The organism is Pseudarthrobacter sp. NIBRBAC000502770, assembly GCF_006517815.1.
GTDB classification, from domain to species: domain Bacteria; phylum Actinomycetota; class Actinomycetes; order Actinomycetales; family Micrococcaceae; genus Arthrobacter; species Arthrobacter niigatensis.
Genome location: NZ_CP041198.1, coordinates 300926 through 316335, shown reverse-complemented (window position 1 = coordinate 316335; position 15410 = coordinate 300926). Strand labels below are relative to the sequence as shown.

16 protein-coding genes are annotated in these 15410 nt (G+C 65.6%); 2 read left to right on the top strand and 14 right to left on the bottom strand.

What is annotated here, in order from left to right; translation table 11 throughout:
• Nucleotides 1-86: 86 nt before the first annotated feature.
• Both NIBR502770_RS01860 and NIBR502770_RS01855 read left to right on the top strand, forming a co-directional pair.
• A complete protein-coding gene (locus NIBR502770_RS01860; RefSeq protein WP_141183275.1) occupies nucleotides 87-446 on the top strand; it encodes a helix-turn-helix transcriptional regulator in 360 nt (119 codons plus the stop codon).
• Nucleotides 443-925, top strand: a complete 483-nt coding sequence (locus NIBR502770_RS01855) for an SRPBCC family protein (RefSeq protein ID WP_141180834.1) — start codon at nucleotides 443-445, stop codon at nucleotides 923-925. The genes NIBR502770_RS01860 and NIBR502770_RS01855 overlap by 4 nt, the downstream gene beginning before the upstream one ends.
• Here NIBR502770_RS01855 and NIBR502770_RS01850 read toward each other — a convergent pair.
• The 14 genes from NIBR502770_RS01850 to NIBR502770_RS01785 form a co-directional block, all read right to left on the bottom strand.
• On the bottom strand, nucleotides 883-1701 hold the full coding sequence (locus NIBR502770_RS01850) for a triose-phosphate isomerase family protein (protein WP_141180833.1): 819 nt from the start codon (nucleotides 1699-1701) through the stop codon (nucleotides 883-885). The two genes, NIBR502770_RS01855 and NIBR502770_RS01850, sit on opposite strands and share 43 nt — an antisense overlap.
• Before the next feature lie 29 nt (nucleotides 1702-1730).
• Nucleotides 1731-3077: an MFS transporter gene (locus NIBR502770_RS01845; RefSeq protein ID WP_141180832.1), complete on the bottom strand. Its 1347-nt coding sequence runs from the start codon at nucleotides 3075-3077 to the stop codon at nucleotides 1731-1733.
• 85 nt (nucleotides 3078-3162) lie between these two features.
• On the bottom strand, nucleotides 3163-3930 hold the full coding sequence (locus NIBR502770_RS01840) for an SDR family NAD(P)-dependent oxidoreductase (RefSeq protein WP_141180831.1): 768 nt from the start codon (nucleotides 3928-3930) through the stop codon (nucleotides 3163-3165).
• A gap of 17 nt (nucleotides 3931-3947) precedes the next feature.
• Complete coding sequence (locus NIBR502770_RS01835; protein ID WP_141180830.1) at nucleotides 3948-4901, bottom strand: 3-hydroxyacyl-CoA dehydrogenase family protein; 954 nt, start codon at nucleotides 4899-4901, stop codon at nucleotides 3948-3950.
• Nucleotides 4898-5392 carry a ribose-5-phosphate isomerase gene (locus NIBR502770_RS01830; protein ID WP_141158012.1) on the bottom strand — a complete coding sequence of 165 codons (495 nt, stop codon included), beginning with the start codon at nucleotides 5390-5392 and terminating at the stop codon, nucleotides 4898-4900. Before NIBR502770_RS01830 ends, NIBR502770_RS01835 begins: the two co-directional genes overlap by 4 nt.
• A gap of 14 nt (nucleotides 5393-5406) precedes the next feature.
• Nucleotides 5407-7128: a dihydroxyacetone kinase subunit DhaL gene (dhaL, locus tag NIBR502770_RS01825; protein ID WP_141180829.1), complete on the bottom strand. Its 1722-nt coding sequence runs from the start codon at nucleotides 7126-7128 to the stop codon at nucleotides 5407-5409.
• Between the two features lie 43 nt (nucleotides 7129-7171).
• Nucleotides 7172-8170, bottom strand: a complete 999-nt coding sequence (locus NIBR502770_RS01820) for a sugar phosphate isomerase/epimerase (protein ID WP_141158014.1) — start codon at nucleotides 8168-8170, stop codon at nucleotides 7172-7174.
• Between the two features lie 129 nt (nucleotides 8171-8299).
• Nucleotides 8300-8989: a GntR family transcriptional regulator gene (locus NIBR502770_RS01815; protein WP_141158015.1), complete on the bottom strand. Its 690-nt coding sequence runs from the start codon at nucleotides 8987-8989 to the stop codon at nucleotides 8300-8302.
• A gap of 118 nt (nucleotides 8990-9107) precedes the next feature.
• Nucleotides 9108-9884 (bottom strand): SDR family NAD(P)-dependent oxidoreductase, encoded by a 777-nt coding sequence (locus NIBR502770_RS01810; protein ID WP_141158016.1) that lies wholly within the window; start codon nucleotides 9882-9884, stop codon nucleotides 9108-9110.
• 9 nt (nucleotides 9885-9893) lie between these two features.
• Nucleotides 9894-11243, bottom strand: coding sequence for an MFS transporter (locus NIBR502770_RS01805; RefSeq protein ID WP_141158017.1), 1350 nt, complete (start codon nucleotides 11241-11243; stop codon nucleotides 9894-9896).
• A 223-nt stretch (nucleotides 11244-11466) separates the two neighbouring features.
• On the bottom strand, nucleotides 11467-12198 hold the full coding sequence (locus NIBR502770_RS01800) for a FadR/GntR family transcriptional regulator (RefSeq protein WP_141158018.1): 732 nt from the start codon (nucleotides 12196-12198) through the stop codon (nucleotides 11467-11469).
• Nucleotides 12199-12381: 183 nt separating this feature from the next.
• A complete protein-coding gene (sucD, locus tag NIBR502770_RS01795; RefSeq protein WP_018769572.1) occupies nucleotides 12382-13284 on the bottom strand; it encodes a succinate--CoA ligase subunit alpha in 903 nt (300 codons plus the stop codon).
• A gap of 11 nt (nucleotides 13285-13295) precedes the next feature.
• Nucleotides 13296-14465, bottom strand: coding sequence for an ADP-forming succinate--CoA ligase subunit beta (sucC, locus tag NIBR502770_RS01790; protein ID WP_141158019.1), 1170 nt, complete (start codon nucleotides 14463-14465; stop codon nucleotides 13296-13298).
• 224 nt (nucleotides 14466-14689) lie between these two features.
• Nucleotides 14690-15397: a hypothetical protein gene (locus NIBR502770_RS01785; RefSeq protein WP_246857359.1), complete on the bottom strand. Its 708-nt coding sequence runs from the start codon at nucleotides 15395-15397 to the stop codon at nucleotides 14690-14692.
• Between the last annotated feature and the right edge of the window lie 13 nt (nucleotides 15398-15410).

Sequence of the window (15410 nt, the reverse complement as noted above, 5' to 3'; positions counted from 1 at the left end):
CTCTTGCGGATGATGACAGGCAGGCCTAGTATTAATCAACCTAGAGGTTGATAAACATTTAGGTTGATTATGAGAGGGTGGGAATCGTGTCGGATGACGACGCGGCTTTGGACGTGGCTTTCCTTGCCCTGGCCGACCCCGTTCGTCGACGCATCATCGCCCGGTTGAGCCGTGGTCCGGCCACCGTCAATGACCTGGCCGAACCCTTCGAGATTTCCAAACAGGCAGTTTCGAAGCACATCCAGGTACTCGAGCAGGCAAATTTGGTCACCCGCAGCAGGGACGCCCAGCGCCGGCCCGTCCACCTGAACCCTGCACGGCTGGAGGCGCTCACGGCCTGGATCGACCAGTACAGGCTGGTCCGCGAAGGGCAGTTCCGCAGCCTCGATGCGGTGCTTGAATCCAGCGCCGGGCAAACGGCGCCAAAGGCAAAGGACAGGAAATGACCAACGAACTGAAGATCACCGCCCCCGAGGGGCTCCCCTACATCGACTTCGAGCGTGAGTTCGACTTTCCGGTCGCGGACGTGTTCCGTGCCCACAAGGACCCGGAACTGGTGGTCCAATGGCTCGGCCCGCGGGGCATGAAGATGGAAATGGACCACTACGACTTCCGCACCGGCGGAAGCTACCGGTACATCCATACCGGCCCGGAGGGGGTGCCGTACGAGTTCCGTGGCATCTTCCACACGGTGCGCGAGAACGAGTTCGCCCTGCAGACCTTCGAGTTCGGCGGCTATCCGGACTCGGTCAGCCTGGAGTCCATGACGTTCGAGGAGCTCGACGGCGGCCGGTGCCGGCTGCGGGGCCACGCCATGTACCAGAGCATGGAGGCACGCGACGGCATGCTGCACTCAGGCATGGAGGGTGGCATGTCCGAAGGCTACGAGCGGCTGGACGAACTGTTGGCGGGCGCATCGGTCTGACGCAGGAGGAGGGCTTCGTCCAGCACACGGCCAAGGTTGTCGGCATCGTGGGCGAAACGGCCCAGGAAGAGTCCGTCCGCGGCCGGCAGCCGGGGAAGCAGTCCGGGCCCGGCGCTGCCGCCGTAGATAAGGGGGCAGGCAGGGCCAAGCTCTGCACGGATCCGCGCCAGGACGGCGTTGACGTGGTGCGGTGGGGCGGGCTCCTCCGCACCGATGGCCCAGACTGGTTCGTAGGCCAGGACCAGGCGGTTCAGCAGGGCGGGGTCGCCGTCCGTGGCGGCGCGGACCTGTTGCACGCAAAAGGCGGCGGCAGCTCCGTCGTCGAGCCTGTCCGGCTCGCCGATGCAGAGCAGCGGGGTGAGGGACTGTTCGACGGCGGCACGAACCTTGCGTGCCACCACGGCGTCGTCCTCCGCGAAAAGTTTGCGGCGTTCGGCATGGCCGATCTCGACGAGGGAGACGCCAAGTTCGGTCAGCATGCCGGGGCTGACTTCACCGGTCAGTGGCCCGTCGCCCCAGGCGCAGTTCTGCGCGCCGAGGAGTACGGGCGAACCTGCCAGGATCCGCGCGGCGGGCTCCAGGACAGGGAAGGAAGGGATGACGAAGACCCGGACCGGGGACTCCGTGGCAGAATCCATGCCCAGTCCGGGCATGTTGTCCACGATGGAACGCACCTCCGACAGCCAGCGCAGGCTTGCCTGGTAGCCCAGGTACATCTTGGTGCTGACACCGATGTAAAGGGGGCTGTTGCCTGTGCTGCTGCCGGAGGTGCTCATGGTTTCCTTGCGTGGATGGAGTGGAGCGCTCAGTCGAGCAGGTCGTCGGCCTTGTTCTTGAACCGCCTGGTGGCGAACATCATCGCCGCGGCCACGAACGGCAGGACGCCCAGGGCGTAGACGCCCATGGAACCCGTTGGCGACTGGGTGGCCTCATTAACAGCGGTACGCAGGATGGGTGCCACGAAGCCGCCCAGGTTACCCAGGGAGTTGATCAGTCCGATACCTGCGGCGGCAGCGGACCCGGCAAGGAACGCGGTGGGATAGGACCACACCACCGGGCCCACGGCCAGGAAGCTGCAGACGGCCAGGGTTATGAAGATCATGCCCAGGACGGGCTGGTGGTTGGTACCTGCCCAGGCCGACCCGAAGATGCACAGGCCGGTGGAGATAAACAGGACGGTGCCGAACTTGCGGCGCTTGGCCACCGTGTCCGCGGCCTTGCCGATGAAGTAGCAGGAGAAGATGCCGAAGAACCACGGGACGGCGATGAGCAGGCCGACGGCGAGCCCCACCTTCTGTCCGGTCAGCGAGGACACCTGCTGCGGCAGGAAGAACGTCACGCCGTACACTGCGACCTGCAGGCAGAAGTAGATCACGGTGAAGTACCAGACCCGGCCGTTGCGCATGGCGGCGAGGATGCCGCGGGGCCCGGTCTCGTCCTTGATGGTGTCCTCCAGGGCCATGACCTCCTTCAGCGCGTACTTTTCCTCGCTGTTAAGGAACTTTGCCTTTGCGGGGCCGTTGATCAGGAAGAAGAACGCCGCGATGCCGGCCAGGACGGCCAGCAGGCCCTCAACGAAGAACATGACCTGCCAGCCACGCAGTCCCGGCACCTGGTCGCCGATGTTGATCAGCCAGCCGGAGAGGGGGTTGCCGATCATCTGGGAGAACGGCTGGGCCAGGTAGAAGATGGCGAACATCTGCACGCGCACCTTGTTGGGGAACCATTCGGCGAGGTACATGATCACACCGGGGAACAGCCCGGCTTCGGTTACGCCCAGGAGGAAACGCAGGATCACGAACGAGGTCTCGCCCTGCACGAACGCGAAGCATGCCGAGACGATGCCCCAGGTGATGGCGATGCGCGCCAGCCAGATCTTGGCACCGACCTTCTTGAGCAGCAGGTTGCTGGGAATCTCGAAAAGCGCGTAGCCAATGAAGAAGATGCCGGCGCCGAGGGCGAAGGCCGCGGCAGACACCCCCTTGTCCGCCCCTAGGGCGGCCTCGGCAAAGCCGACGTTGGTGCGGTCCAGGAAGGACACGACGTACAGGATGACCAGCATCGGCATAAGCCGGCGGGCTGCCTTGGAAATCGCGGACTTCAGGACCGGACGGGCCAGGAGTTCCTTGGATGTTGCGGTGGTTTCGGACACGACACTCTCCTTCGAGTGGTGACGTTGGTGGTTCCGCGGGCCGGCGGTCCGCGGGGCTTGTGGTGGCACCCTGGTTGGGTTGCCGTCAGTGCATGTACAGGCCGCCGTCGACGTTCAGCGTCTGGCCGGAGATGTAGCCGGCGTCCTCGCCGATGAGGAAGGAAATGGCCGCCGCGATGTCGCGGGTGGAGCCCACCCGGTTCACCACCAGGTCCTTCACGAGTTCATCCTTGCGTTCCTCGCTGAGGGTGCCGCCCATGATGTCGGTGTCGATCGGACCGGGTGAGATGGCATTGACCGTGATGTCGTACGGGCCCAGCTCGCGGGCGGTGGCGCGGGTCAGGCCGATGACGCCGGCCTTGGCCACCGAGTACGGGGTCTTGCTGAAGGTTCCGCCGCCGCGCTGCGCCGAGACGGAGGAGATGTTGACGATCCGCCCCACCCGGTTCTTGACCATCGATTCGGCCACGCGACGGGTGGCGTAGTGGACACCGTTCAGGTTGATGCTGAGCACGCGGTCCCATTCGGCGGCGTCCAGCTCAAGGTACGGCACCGGGGAGCTCACGCCGGCAATGTTGGCGAGGGCCACAAGCTGCGGAAGTTCGGCCTCGATCCCGTCGATGGCCGCCCGGACCGACGCCTCGTCGCTGACGTCTGCACCGGCACCGTAGGCTTTGATTCCGTGTTTCTCGGCAAGCTCCTTGGCCGCGGCCTTACAGGCTGCGTCGTCGATATCGATCACGCCGATGTTCCAGCCGCGCTCTGCAAGGTAGTCCGCGGTGGCGCGCCCGATGCCGCGCTCGGAGACGGCGCCGGTCACGATCACCGTGCGGTCTGTGGGAAATGCTGTCATGGAGGGTTCCTTAGGGATCAGGAAAGCGGGGCCGGGCCCAGCTCTTCAATGAGCTTCTGCATGGCGACGTACGCCTTGTTCCGGTAGGCAACAAGGGCGGCGGTCCGGTCTGCCGGGACGTCCAGGAATCCGGACCCGGTCTTGGTGCCCAACTGGCCGGCGTCGACCTTTTCCTGCAGGATCTTCGGGGTGGCGAACCGCTCCGGGAACCCCGTCTGGAGGGACTTGTAGCAGAACGCGTACACGTCCAGGCCGGCCATGTCGGCGATCGCGAACGGCCCGAAGAACGGCAGCCTGAAGCCGAAGGTGGTGCGGACCAGGGTGTCCACGTCCTCCGCGGTGGCAATGCCTTCTTCCACGACCTGGGCTGCCTCATGGAACAGGGCGTACTGGAGCCGGTTCAGCACGAAGCCGGTGACGTCCTTGACGGTGGCGGTTTCCTTGCCGGTCTCCCCCACGATGGTGCGCGCGGCCTGGACCGTGGCCTTCGACGTCCCTTCGTGCGGTATGACTTCCACACCGGGGATGAAAGGGGCCGGGTTGGAGAAGTGGACGCCCAGGAAGCGCTCCGGATTCTCCACCACTTCGGCGAGCTTGGCGATGGAGATGGTGGAGGTGTTGGAACCGATAATGGCGTCCGGCCGGGCGGCGGCGCTGATCCGGCCCAAAGTGGTGTGCTTGATCTCGAGGATCTCCGGCACCGCCTCCTCGATGTATTCGGCGCCGGCCACGGCTTCTTCGATGTCCTTGGCGGCCCAAAGGTTTTCCTTGAGCAGGTCCGTGGCGTTGGCCGGGAAGAGGCCGGCCGCCACGAATTCGTCGGATTCCTTCAGCAGCCGCTCGTAGTTGCTTTGGGCGATTTCGGCGGAGACGTCGGCGAGTGCCACGCGGGCTCCTGCCAGTGCCAGGACCTGGGCGATCCCGCCGCCCATGTAGCCTGAGCCGACGACGGCGATGTTGCGAGTGGTCATTTGTCCTCAAGTCCTTCCGACGCGTCCTCATAGGAGGAAATGGCGTCTACTTTGGCCGCGGATGCGGAGTTTTCATCGAAGCGGTAGTTGAGCCACTCGCCCACCAGCTTCTTGGCCAGTTCAAGGCCGATGACGCGCTGGCCCATGGTGAGGACCTGGGCGTTGTTGGACAGCACGGAGCGTTCCACGGAGTAGCTGTCGTGCGCTGTGACGGCCCGGATGCCCGGCACCTTGTTGGCGGAGATGGCCACGCCCAGGCCCGTGCCGCAGATCAGCAGGGCGCGGTCCGCTTCGCCGGCAGCCACCTTGCGGGCGGCGGCGACGGCCAGGTGGGGGTAGGCCGTGGTGTCGTCGGCGCCGACTCCCACGTCTTCCACCGACGCGACGCGGGGGTCCGCCTCCAGCAGTTTGCGCAGGGCATTCTTGTATTCGACACCGGCTTCGTCATTGCCGACAACGATGCGCCAGCCCGGCTGGGATTGCTCAGTCATCAGGGTTCTCTCCTTTAGTGGCTTTCGATGGTGGCGGCGTAATCGGCCAGCCGCCGGGCGATGAGGCCGAAGGACACAGCACCGGGGTCGGGATGGCCCAGGCTCTTTTCGGCCAGCGGGCGTGCCCGGCCCTTCTTCGGGCTGAGCCCGGCGGTCTCGTCAGCGGCTTTTGCTGCCGCCTCCGCTGCCGCACGGAGGCTTGCGGCCAGGCTGCCGCCGTCGTCAATTGCGCGGTTGAAGGTCTCGGCGAACGGAAGCAGCGCATCCACCATGGTCTTGTCCCCGGCTTCCGCCTTGCCCAGGGTGATGATGGCATCGCGGAGGGCGTTGACGGCTGCGGCCGCATCCGAGGCGGTGTAGGAATTTTTGCTGCCCAAGGTTTTGCCGACGGCGGCGACGGCCGCGCCCCACAGGGCGCCGGAGGTGCCGCCGGCGCGCTCGGCCCACTGCTCGCCCGCCGCCGTGAGGAGTTCCTCGAGCCCGGCGCCGGCCGCGTGGGACTTCTCTGCGGCGGCAACGGCGGCATCAACGCCGCGGCGCATGCCGATGCCGTGGTCGCCGTCCCCGGCGATGGCGTCCAGTTTGCCAAGCGCGTCCTCGTGTTCGACGACGACGGACCGGGCTTCCTTCAGCGCGCCCACCGCCGTGGCGGCCAGGGCAGTCGACGCCGGCGTGGCGGCCAGCGCGGGCGCCGTTCCAGCTTCGGCGAGTGCCTCCACAGAGCGGGCCCGGCGCGGGGCCAGGTTGCCCTTGCGGAAGGCAGGGGTGTCGGCAGGCGCTGCCCAGAATTTCTCCAGTTCCGCGTCCAGCCAGAACAGCGTCAGGGACAGCCCGGACATGTCCAGGCTGGTCACCAGCTCGCCGCACTCCGGCTCCACGATTTCCAGTCCGGCCCCGGTCAGCAGCGCCTCGATCTTGCCGAAAAGCAGGAAGAGTTCGTCGTACTTGACCGTTCCCAGGCCGTTCAGGATCGGCACCACCCTGGTGCCCGCGGCGTCCGGCTTGTCCTTCAGCAGGCCGTCGACCAGGAGCCGGGCAAGTTCGCTGGCGGTTGGCAGGGGCTGCTCGGAGATGCCTGGTTCACCGTGGATGCCCAGACCCACCGACATCATGCCCTCAGGCACCGTGAACAAAGGTTCGGCTGCCCCGGGAAGGGTGCAGCCGGCAAAGGCAACGCCGAGCGAGCGGGTGTGGTGGTTGGCCTTGATGGCGAGGCGCTCCACCTCGTCCAGGTCCAGGCCCGCTTCCGCTGCCGCGCCGGCCACTTTGAAGACCGTCAGGTCCCCGGCGATGCCGCGGCGCTTGGTGATTTCCTCCAGCGGGGCGCTGGCAATGTCATCGGTGACCAAGACGGTCCGTGTCTCGATTCCTTCGGCGTTCAGTTTGTCCTGGGCCTGGCCAAAGTGAAGGACGTCGCCGGCATAGTTTCCATAGCTGAGCAGGACTCCCCCGCCGGTCTGGGATGCCTTGGCCACGCGGTACACCTGCCCCGCGGAGGGAGACGCAAACATATTGCCGCAGGCGCTTCCGGCGGCCAGCCCTGCGCCCACCAGGCCGGCAAAAGCCGGGTAGTGGCCGGAGCCGCCGCCGATGACCAGGGCCACCTGGCTGGCGGGTGATTCGGTGGAGCGGACAACACCGCCGTCGACACGCGCCACATACTGGCGGTTGGCGGCCACGAAGCCGTCAAGGGCGTCGTCTGCGAACTGCGCTGGATCATCAAATATCTTTGTCATGATTCCTCGTTGAACCCGTTGGATCGGTTGGGAAGCCTGCCGGCTAGCGTGCAGGGACTGCCGCGGGGGTTTGCCGGCCCTGGGCCACCAGGCTGGTGCCCAGGGTGTAGCCGTCGCGCTTGGGGAGGACCTGGCGGCGGAGGTAGTCCTGGTTGGCGGCTGTCACGCTCAGGCCGTCGCCGCCGTAGTGCTCCGTGCAGATCACGCCCTGGAAGCCGACCGAGATGGCGAACTGGAACGCCTCGCGGTAGCTGATGAGGCCTGATTCCATGGGAGCCGGCATGGCGACGTACTGGTCGCGGGCCTGGTCTTCATCGCGGATGTAGTTCTTGACGTGCCAGTAGTTGGAGTACGGCAGGGTCTTGTGCACCAGCTCCCGCCAGTCTTCGATGGGGCGGTGCAGGCGGATCAGGTTGCCCAGGTCCGGGTTCAGCCCAACGTTGGGCAGGTCGATGTCCTGGACCAGCTGCACAGAGGAGTCGCCGGTGCCCAGGTACGTGTCCTCGTACATCTCCAGCGACACCAGCAGGCCAAGTTCGGCGGCGTGCTTGCCCACTTCGCGGATGCGGGTGACGGCGTTGTTCCAGCTTTCCTTGTCACCCACCGGGTCCTTGTGGCCTTCGACGGTCCAGAACCACAGCTGCTTCCGCTGCTCCGGGGTAATGGCCTGGTGGAGCCCGATCGAGACAACCTCGCAGCCAAGCTGTGCCGCGGCTTCGAGCGTCCGGTGGGTGTAGGCCAGGTTTTCCTCCCAGTTCCCTTCCTCGATCACGCTGCGGCGGATCGCGGAGATGGAGGGAAGGCCGAGGCCCGCAGCCGTGGCGGCGGCTTTCAGCTCGTCCAGCCGGGCGCTGGAAAGGTCGCCGGGACGGACCCAGCTGTCTGTGAGGTCGGCATTGGTGAAACCGGCGTCCGCCACTTCTTCGAAGACCTGCTGCCATTCGCTGGCAGGGGCGTCCTGGACGGCGGTCCCGTCCGGCCGGGTTCCGGGGAACTGCAGCAGGGCGGCGGCGATGGGCCAGTTTTCAGCGGTGTACGGCATTGTCACTCCAGATCATGAATCGCATTTCCTATAGGATCTACGCTGATAAGCGATCCTGTCAAGGGTTTGCGGGTGGATTCCCCTGGGGGAGTCGTGGGTTGGGGGCCTTTCCGGACCCCGGGCGTGCTGCTAGCTGCGCACTTCGCTGTCGTGCTGCGAGCGCTGCTTGACGCCCTCGATGTGGTCGATCATTTTTTGCCGGGCAAGTTCGGCGTCGCCGGCTTCAAAGGCCTTGAGGATCTCGGTATGTTCGGCGATGGCGTAGTCGGCGTCGGTTACGCCCAGGCCACCGAAGAAGCGGAAACGCTGTACCTGGCCGCCCAACGCGTTGTAGGCGGACAGCAGGAATTGGTTTTCCGCCGACTCGGCAATGAGCCGGTGGAAGCGCTCGTCCGCTTCCCAGTAGGCCCGGAACTCGGCAAAGGACGGGCCGCGCGGCGCGGCTTTCAGGTCCTCGATGGCCTGCTGAAGCTGCCCGGTAAGCTCCTGGTCTGCGTGCTTGCAGGCCATGAAGGCGTTGGCTGGTTCGATCACCAGCCGGGCGTCCATCAGGTCCGCCAGCTCTTCCGGAGAAAACAGCGGGGCTACCCGGTAGCCCCGCAGCGCCATCCTTCGAACCATGCCGGTGGCTTCCAGCCGGGCAAGCGCCTCCCGCACCGGCGTCGGCGAGACGTCCAGCTCCCTGGCCATCCCGTCAATGCTGACCGGCGTACCCGCTTCCAGCCGGCCGTCCATAAGGGCAACCAAAAGCGCCTCGTAGACGTGGTCCGCGAGGACCTGCCTGCTCACCCCGCCGGTGGCCTTGCTCTTGGTTGCCATGTAGAAATCCTATAGCCGCTGCAGGGGCGGGACGTTGCGGATGACGCACCGCGGCGGCGGTGCCGTGCGGCCGGCGGGCCGTACGGCACCGTGCGCCGGGGTACCGGGAAAGCGGACGTCAGGAAACCTGCAGGCCGCCGTTGATGTCATAGGTCGCGGCCGTGATGTAGCCGGCATCCTCGCTGAGGAGGAACGCGATCAGGGCAGCCACTTCCTCGCGGGTTCCCACCCGGCCCATCATGATCCCCTCTGACATCTGGGCCTTGCGCTCGTCACTCAGCGTTCCACCCATGATGTCCGTATCGATCGGGCCGGGCGCGATGGCGTTCACCGTAATGTTGTGCTCACCGACTTCGCGCGCCAGGGCACGGGTGAACCCGAGGATGCCGGCCTTGGAAGCGCTGTAGGCGACCTTGGAGTACGTTCCTCCGCCGCGCTGGGCGGAGATGGAGGAGATGCTGACGATCCGCCCGAGCTCCCGCTCAATCATGCCCTTGAGGACCCGCTGGGACACCACGAAGGTGCCACGCATGTTGATGGCGAAGACCTTGTCCCATTCCGCCACGGTGGTTTCCATGAAGGGAGTGGGGGAACTGATTCCGGCCAGGTTGACCAGTCCCACGATGGGCGGCAGGGACTGCTCAATTTCCGTGATGGCACGGTCCACCGAAGCCTCGTCCGAGACGTCGGCGCCTACGCCGATCGCCTTGACGGCACGGCTGGAGCCGATTTCCGCCGCTGCCGCCCTGGCGTCTTCGGCGTTGATGTCCAGGATGGCGATGGACCAGCCCTGGCTGGCCAGCCGGTCTGCGGTAGCGCGGCCAATGCCCCGGGCGGATGCCGCCCCGGTGAGGACCGCGGTACGTTCTGCGGGGAATGCGTGCTCTGTAGTCATTGCTGTTTCCTAGTGGGTATCGGCGGCAGGAACGGTGGCTCCGGGTGCGGAGACACCTTCCGGCCGCTTGCGTGCGTAAAGGTAGGTGGCGGCGGCAGTCACGGCGAGGCAGGCGGCCAGGAACACCAGGCCGGTCTGGGAGTTTCCGGTGGCGTCCTTGAGGATGCCCACGATGTAGGGGGCCACGAAGCCGCCCAGGTTGCCGAGCGAGTTGACCATGGCCAGTCCGGCTGCTGCCGCGGCGCCGGTGAGGGCGGCGGACGGCATAGCCAGGAAGGGCGCAATTGCGGAGTAGATGCCCATTGCTGCCAGGGTCAGGAAGACCATGGCGAGCACGGCGTTGACGGGGAGCAGGAAGCCGGCGCCCAGGAGTCCGACGGCGGCAAGCACCATGCTGGCGCTGGCGTGCCAAACGCGGTTGCCGGTGCGGTCCGAACGCTTGCTCCAGAAGTAGACGAACACGGCAGCGATGGCGTACGGGATGAAGACGATGAATCCCACCTGCGTTGAGTCGAACGTTCCGAGCGCCTTAACGATGGTGGGCAGCCAAAGGCCAAGGCCGTAGATGCCGCAGACCAGGCCGAAGTACAGCGCCGAATAGGCAATGGTGCGGGAGTCCTTCAGGCCGGCGAGGAAGTTGTGGTTGCCGGCCTTCTGCTTGTCCGCCAGCTCCGCAGCCATGGTGGTGGAGAGCCAATCACGTTCTTCCGGCTTGAGCCACTTGGCGTGTTCGGGGCGGTCCGTCATGACGAAAGGCGTAATGATGCCCAGGATGATGGCCGGGATGCCTTCGAGGATGTAGAGCCACTGCCAGCCGTGCAGGCCGGCCACGCCCTCGAGGTTCAGGAGCATGCCGGACACTGGCGCGCCCAGGGCGTTGGAGATGGGCTGGGCGAGGATGAAGATGCCGAGCACCGTCACGCGCTGCGCTGCCGGGAACCACAGCGTCAGGTAGAAGAGGATCGCCGGGAAGAAGCCGGCCTCTGCCGCGCCGAGGAGGAAGCGGATGACGTAGAAGGTGGCTTCACCGTTCACCAGGAACATCGCGGTGGCGAAGATGCCCCAGCTGATCAGGATGCGGGCGATCCATTTGCGGGCTCCGAAGCGGTACATGCCTCCGTTGGATGGAATCTCCAGCAGTGCGTAGCCGAGGAAGAAGATGCCGGCGCCCAGGCCGTAGGCAGCTTCGGTCAGGCCAATGTCGCCCTGCATGCCGAGCTTGGCAAAGCCCACGTTGTTCCGGTCCAGGTAGGCGATGAAGTAGAGGAGGACGATCAGGGGCATCAGCCGCCGGCGGACCTTGCGGAGGGTGGTCTCGCCCAGTTGGCTGAGTGCGGGGGCAGTGGCACGGGAGGTCATCGCAGGCCTCCGGTGGTGGTGTGGGGACCCTCAAAAGGGGAATGCGCGCGCATGACGACTCCTTTGGCTGGCGGCATTTTCGGGGGTGACATCAGATGTCAGATGTCTGACTGAGATTCTAGTCACAGGTAAATGTGGTCGTCAACACCAGACGCATGGCAGTCCCCTCCGCAGATCTGGTGGATTGCCTGCCGCCCCCCCTGGAGGCTGCACCGGAGGGATCCTAACGGGCCGTCGTTTCGCTCCGGCTGGACATGGCAAGGAACTGCTCGTAGTCCTCAAAGGTCTGGGTGATGTGGGCATCCATGGTGGACCGGGCCGTGGCAGGATCGCCGGCCGCGATGGCAGCAAGGACCATCTTGTGGTGGTGGATGGCATGGCGCTGCACATCCGGGAATGCCGAGGTTTCGCGACGCATGGCATACAGCAGGGTGGAGAGCTGTCCCAGCAGGGCGGGCACGAAGGGGTTTCCGGAGGCCCGCAGCACGGTGTCGTGGAAGGCGATGTCGGCCACGGTCAGCGCGTCCACGTCTCCCGCCTGGTGTGCCGCTTCCATTTGCTCCACGCTGTCCTGCAGGGCGGTAAGGTCCGCGGGCCGGTGGCGGGAGGCAGCGAGTTCGGCCGCCCCGGTCTCCACCATGCGGCGGACTTCCAGCAGGCGCAGGGCCACCTGGTCGGAGGCCACTCCCCTGGATGCTGCGCGCATGATGGCGTCCAGCCCGGTCCAGCGCTCCGGAGGGTTGACGAAGGTGCCCAGGCCGCGCTTGACGTAGACGACGTCCTGCGCTTTGAGCACCTTCATGGCTTCCCGGGCCGTCAGCCTGCTGACACCCGATTCCTTGGCGATGTCAGCCTCAGGCGGCAGGGCGTCGTCGGCCTTTATGTCCCCGCTGATGATGTGCTCGAGGACCTTGTCCACGACGGCGTCGACCAGCGTGGGTCGTTTTTCTGCCATCGATAATCCCCTGCCTGCGCGCCCGGGGCGCCCTGTTTTCCTGTGCCAACATTACTCGACGGGGCTGGGCAGGCGCCGCCCGCCGTCGTCGCCAGCCGTTAAACAAAGAAAGCGGGGCCACCCGCAGGTCCGTCCCATGACTGGAAACGGACCCGGGGATGGCCCCGCGTTCTGAAGTGCTGCCTACAGGGCGGCGTAGACCTCGCGGAGCAGCTTGGCGGTCTCGGACGGCGTCTTGCCGACCTTCACTCCGGCGGCCTCGAGGGCTTCCTTCTTGGCCTGTGCGGTGCCTGCGGAACCGGAGACGATGGCGCCGGCGTGGCCCATGGTCTTGCCCTCCGGGGCGGTGAAGCCGGCAACGTAGCCGACGACCGGCTTGGTGACGTTGGCCTTGATGAAGTCGGCTGCGCGCTCTTCGGCGTCGCCGCCGATCTCACCGATCATGACGATGGCCTTGGTCTCGGGGTCAGCCTCGAACGCAGCCAGGGCGTCGATGTGCGTGGTGCCGATGATGGGGTCGCCGCCAATGCCGATGGCGGTGGAGAAGCCAAGGTCGCGCAGTTCGTACATCATCTGGTAGGTCAGCGTGCCGGACTTGGAGACCAGGCCGATGGGGCCCTTGCCGGTGATGTTGGCGGGGGTGATGCCCACCAGTGCTTCGCCGGGGGTGATGATGCCGGGGCAGTTCGGGCCGATGATGCGGGTGACCTGGTTGCCGTCGGCGTCCACCTTGGACTGGGCCAGCGCCCAGAATTCGGCGGAGTCCTGGACGGGAACGCCTTCGGTGATGACCACGACCAGGCCGATGCCTGCCTCGATGGCTTCGACGACCGCGTTCTTGGTGAAGGCCGGCGGCACGAAGACGATGGAGACGTCGGCGCCGGTTTCAGCCATGGCTTCCTTGACGGTGCCGTAGACGTTGATTTCCTTGTCGCCGTGCAGGACCGTGGTGCCTGCCTTGCGGGCGTTGACGCCGCCAACAATGTTGGTGCCGGCCTTGAGCATCAGGGCGGTGTGCTTGGTGCCTTCGCCGCCGGTGATGCCCTGGACGATGACCTTGGAGTCTTTGTTCAGATAGATAGACATGGTGCGTCCCTTTACTTCGCTGCGTTGGCGAGCTCGGCGGCCTTGTCGGCGCCCTCGTCCATGGTGGCGGCCAAGGTAACCAGCGGGTGGTTGGCCTCGTTGAGGATGCGGCGGCCTTCCTCGACGTTGTTGCCGTCGAGGCGGACTACCAGCGGCTTGTTGGCAGCGTGGCCCAGCTCGGCCAGTGCGCCGACGATGCCCTTGGCGACAGCGTCGCATGCAGTGATGCCGCCGAAGACGTTCACGAACACGGACTTGACCTGCTCGTCGCCCAGGATGACGTCCAGGCCGGCGGCCATGACCTCGGCCGATGCGCCGCCGCCGATGTCCAGGAAGTTGGCGGGCTTGACGTTGCCGTGGTTCTCGCCGGCGTAGGCCACGACGTCGAGGGTGGACATAACCAGGCCTGCACCGTTGCCGATAATGCCTACTTCGCCGTCGAGCTTGACGTAGTTGAGGTCCTGCGCCTTTGCCTTGGCCTCAAGCGGGTCGGCAGCGTCCTTGTCCTCGAGCTGCGCGTGCTTGGCGTGCCGGAAGTCGGCGTTCTCATCCAGGGAGACCTTGCCGTCCAGTGCCACGATGTCGCCGGCGCCGGTCTTGACCAGCGGGTTGACCTCCACCAGGGTGGCGTCTTCCTTCTTGAAGACATCCCAGAGCTTCAGGATCACGGCGGCGACCTTGCCGCGCAGTTCCTCGGCGAAGCCTGCGGCGGCGACGATTTCGTCGGCCTTGGCCTGGTCGATGCCCACGGCGGGATCGATGGCGATCTTGGCCAGCGCTTCGGGACGTTCGACGGCGAGCTGCTCGATCTCCATGCCACCTTCAACCGAGCACATGGCAAGGTAGTTGCGGTTGGCGCGGTCGAGCAGGACGGAGAAGTAGAACTCCTCGGCAATGTCTGCACCCTGGGCAATCATCACCTTTTTGACGGTGTGGCCCTTGATGTCCATGCCCAGGATGTTCGTGGCGTGCTCAAACGCCTCGTCAGCGGACTTTGCGACCTTGACGCCGCCGGCCTTGCCGCGGCCGCCTACCTTGACCTGTGCCTTGACAACGGTAACGCCGCCGATCTTCCCGGCAGCTGCCTTTGCTTCTTCTGGGGTGTACGCCACGATGCCGGCAAGCACGGGTACACCGTGCGCCTCGAACATATCGCGCGCCTGGTATTCAAACAGGTCCACGGTTTAGTGTCCTTCTACGTCGAAGTAGTTTCTGTACAGTCGGACACCATCTGTACGACGATGACCGGGCTGCGGATTGCACGCACCGGCGGCCTGTCTGGAAACGAGCCACGCGGCGTAATGCTCCATGGGGAACTCTAGTCCTTTGGAGGGACCGGGCCGTCCCAGACTACCCCTTATGTGAGTAAGCACACTATTCTATGGACGGTAGAAAAACCGCGGATTTACGGGGTTTTTTGGCCCTCGGACTGCGGCGGGTGGCTGGTTTTGGCTGGCCCCTGAATCAGCTCGTAACGTTTGGGCGAAACGAAGAATCCGACGCCGGCGGAGACGTTTCCGCATGCCACACCGTCGTTGTACGCGGAGCAGCGCAGCCCGTTGCGTTCCAGGTTCTGCCCGTCCGCCAGCACAGAAAGTTGGGCCAGGGGCCCGGTCTTGCTCCCCTTGGGCCCGAAAGCGGCTTCCATGGGTGTGACGCCGGAGCGGCATTCGCCGTAGCGGGCATTGTCCGGTGTCAGGAGGGCCACGCCGCCCAGGTAGCCCAAATGGGTTCCGGCGCAGTCGCCCTTGGTGTCGTCCGGCTGGAGCGCCGGATACGTGGCGAGCTCGCAGTGGGCTACCGGGACAATGGGCAGCTTGTTGTTGGCGGCGTCGCTGTAGCGGTTCTGCTCGTAGGGCAGGTTCAGGTGTTCCCCGCGGGCGGACGTGAGCGAGCACGCGACGGTCCGGTCGGCGGTGATGAAAGAGAGGACGTCGTCGCCGCTGGAGAATGTCTTCGCATCAGCCAGCGGTGCCTTTTCCAGCTGCTCCATGGGCTGCAGCGGAGCCGGCGGAACGTAGGCGGGGTCTTTGGTGGTCACCGTGCAGCCCGTGGCAATGATAATCAAAAGGGCGGCGAGCATCCCCCACACAGTCCGTCGCATGGCCTCCATTATGCCCGGGCGG

Bases quoted from the DNA above. Each gene is read 5' to 3' on its own strand.
- NIBR502770_RS01855 (WP_141180834.1), top strand. From the start codon at position 443: ATGACCAACGAACTGAAGATCACCGCCCCCGAGGGGCTCCCCTACATC.
- NIBR502770_RS01850 (WP_141180833.1), bottom strand. From the start codon at position 1,701: ATGAGCACCTCCGGCAGCAGCACAGGCAACAGCCCCCTTTACATCGGT.
- NIBR502770_RS01840 (WP_141180831.1), bottom strand. From the start codon at position 3,930: ATGACAGCATTTCCCACAGACCGCACGGTGATCGTGACCGGCGCCGTC.
- NIBR502770_RS01835 (WP_141180830.1), bottom strand. From the start codon at position 4,901: ATGACCACTCGCAACATCGCCGTCGTCGGCTCAGGCTACATGGGCGGC.
- NIBR502770_RS01830 (WP_141158012.1), bottom strand. From the start codon at position 5,392: ATGACTGAGCAATCCCAGCCGGGCTGGCGCATCGTTGTCGGCAATGAC.
- dhaL (WP_141180829.1), bottom strand. From the start codon at position 7,128: ATGACAAAGATATTTGATGATCCAGCGCAGTTCGCAGACGACGCCCTT.
- NIBR502770_RS01820 (WP_141158014.1), bottom strand. From the start codon at position 8,170: ATGCCGTACACCGCTGAAAACTGGCCCATCGCCGCCGCCCTGCTGCAG.
- NIBR502770_RS01815 (WP_141158015.1), bottom strand. From the start codon at position 8,989: ATGGCAACCAAGAGCAAGGCCACCGGCGGGGTGAGCAGGCAGGTCCTC.
- NIBR502770_RS01810 (WP_141158016.1), bottom strand. From the start codon at position 9,884: ATGACTACAGAGCACGCATTCCCCGCAGAACGTACCGCGGTCCTCACC.
- NIBR502770_RS01805 (WP_141158017.1), bottom strand. From the start codon at position 11,243: ATGACCTCCCGTGCCACTGCCCCCGCACTCAGCCAACTGGGCGAGACC.
- NIBR502770_RS01800 (WP_141158018.1), bottom strand. From the start codon at position 12,198: ATGGCAGAAAAACGACCCACGCTGGTCGACGCCGTCGTGGACAAGGTC.
- sucD (WP_018769572.1), bottom strand. From the start codon at position 13,284: ATGTCTATCTATCTGAACAAAGACTCCAAGGTCATCGTCCAGGGCATC.
- NIBR502770_RS01785 (WP_246857359.1), bottom strand. From the start codon at position 15,397: ATGGAGGCCATGCGACGGACTGTGTGGGGGATGCTCGCCGCCCTTTTG.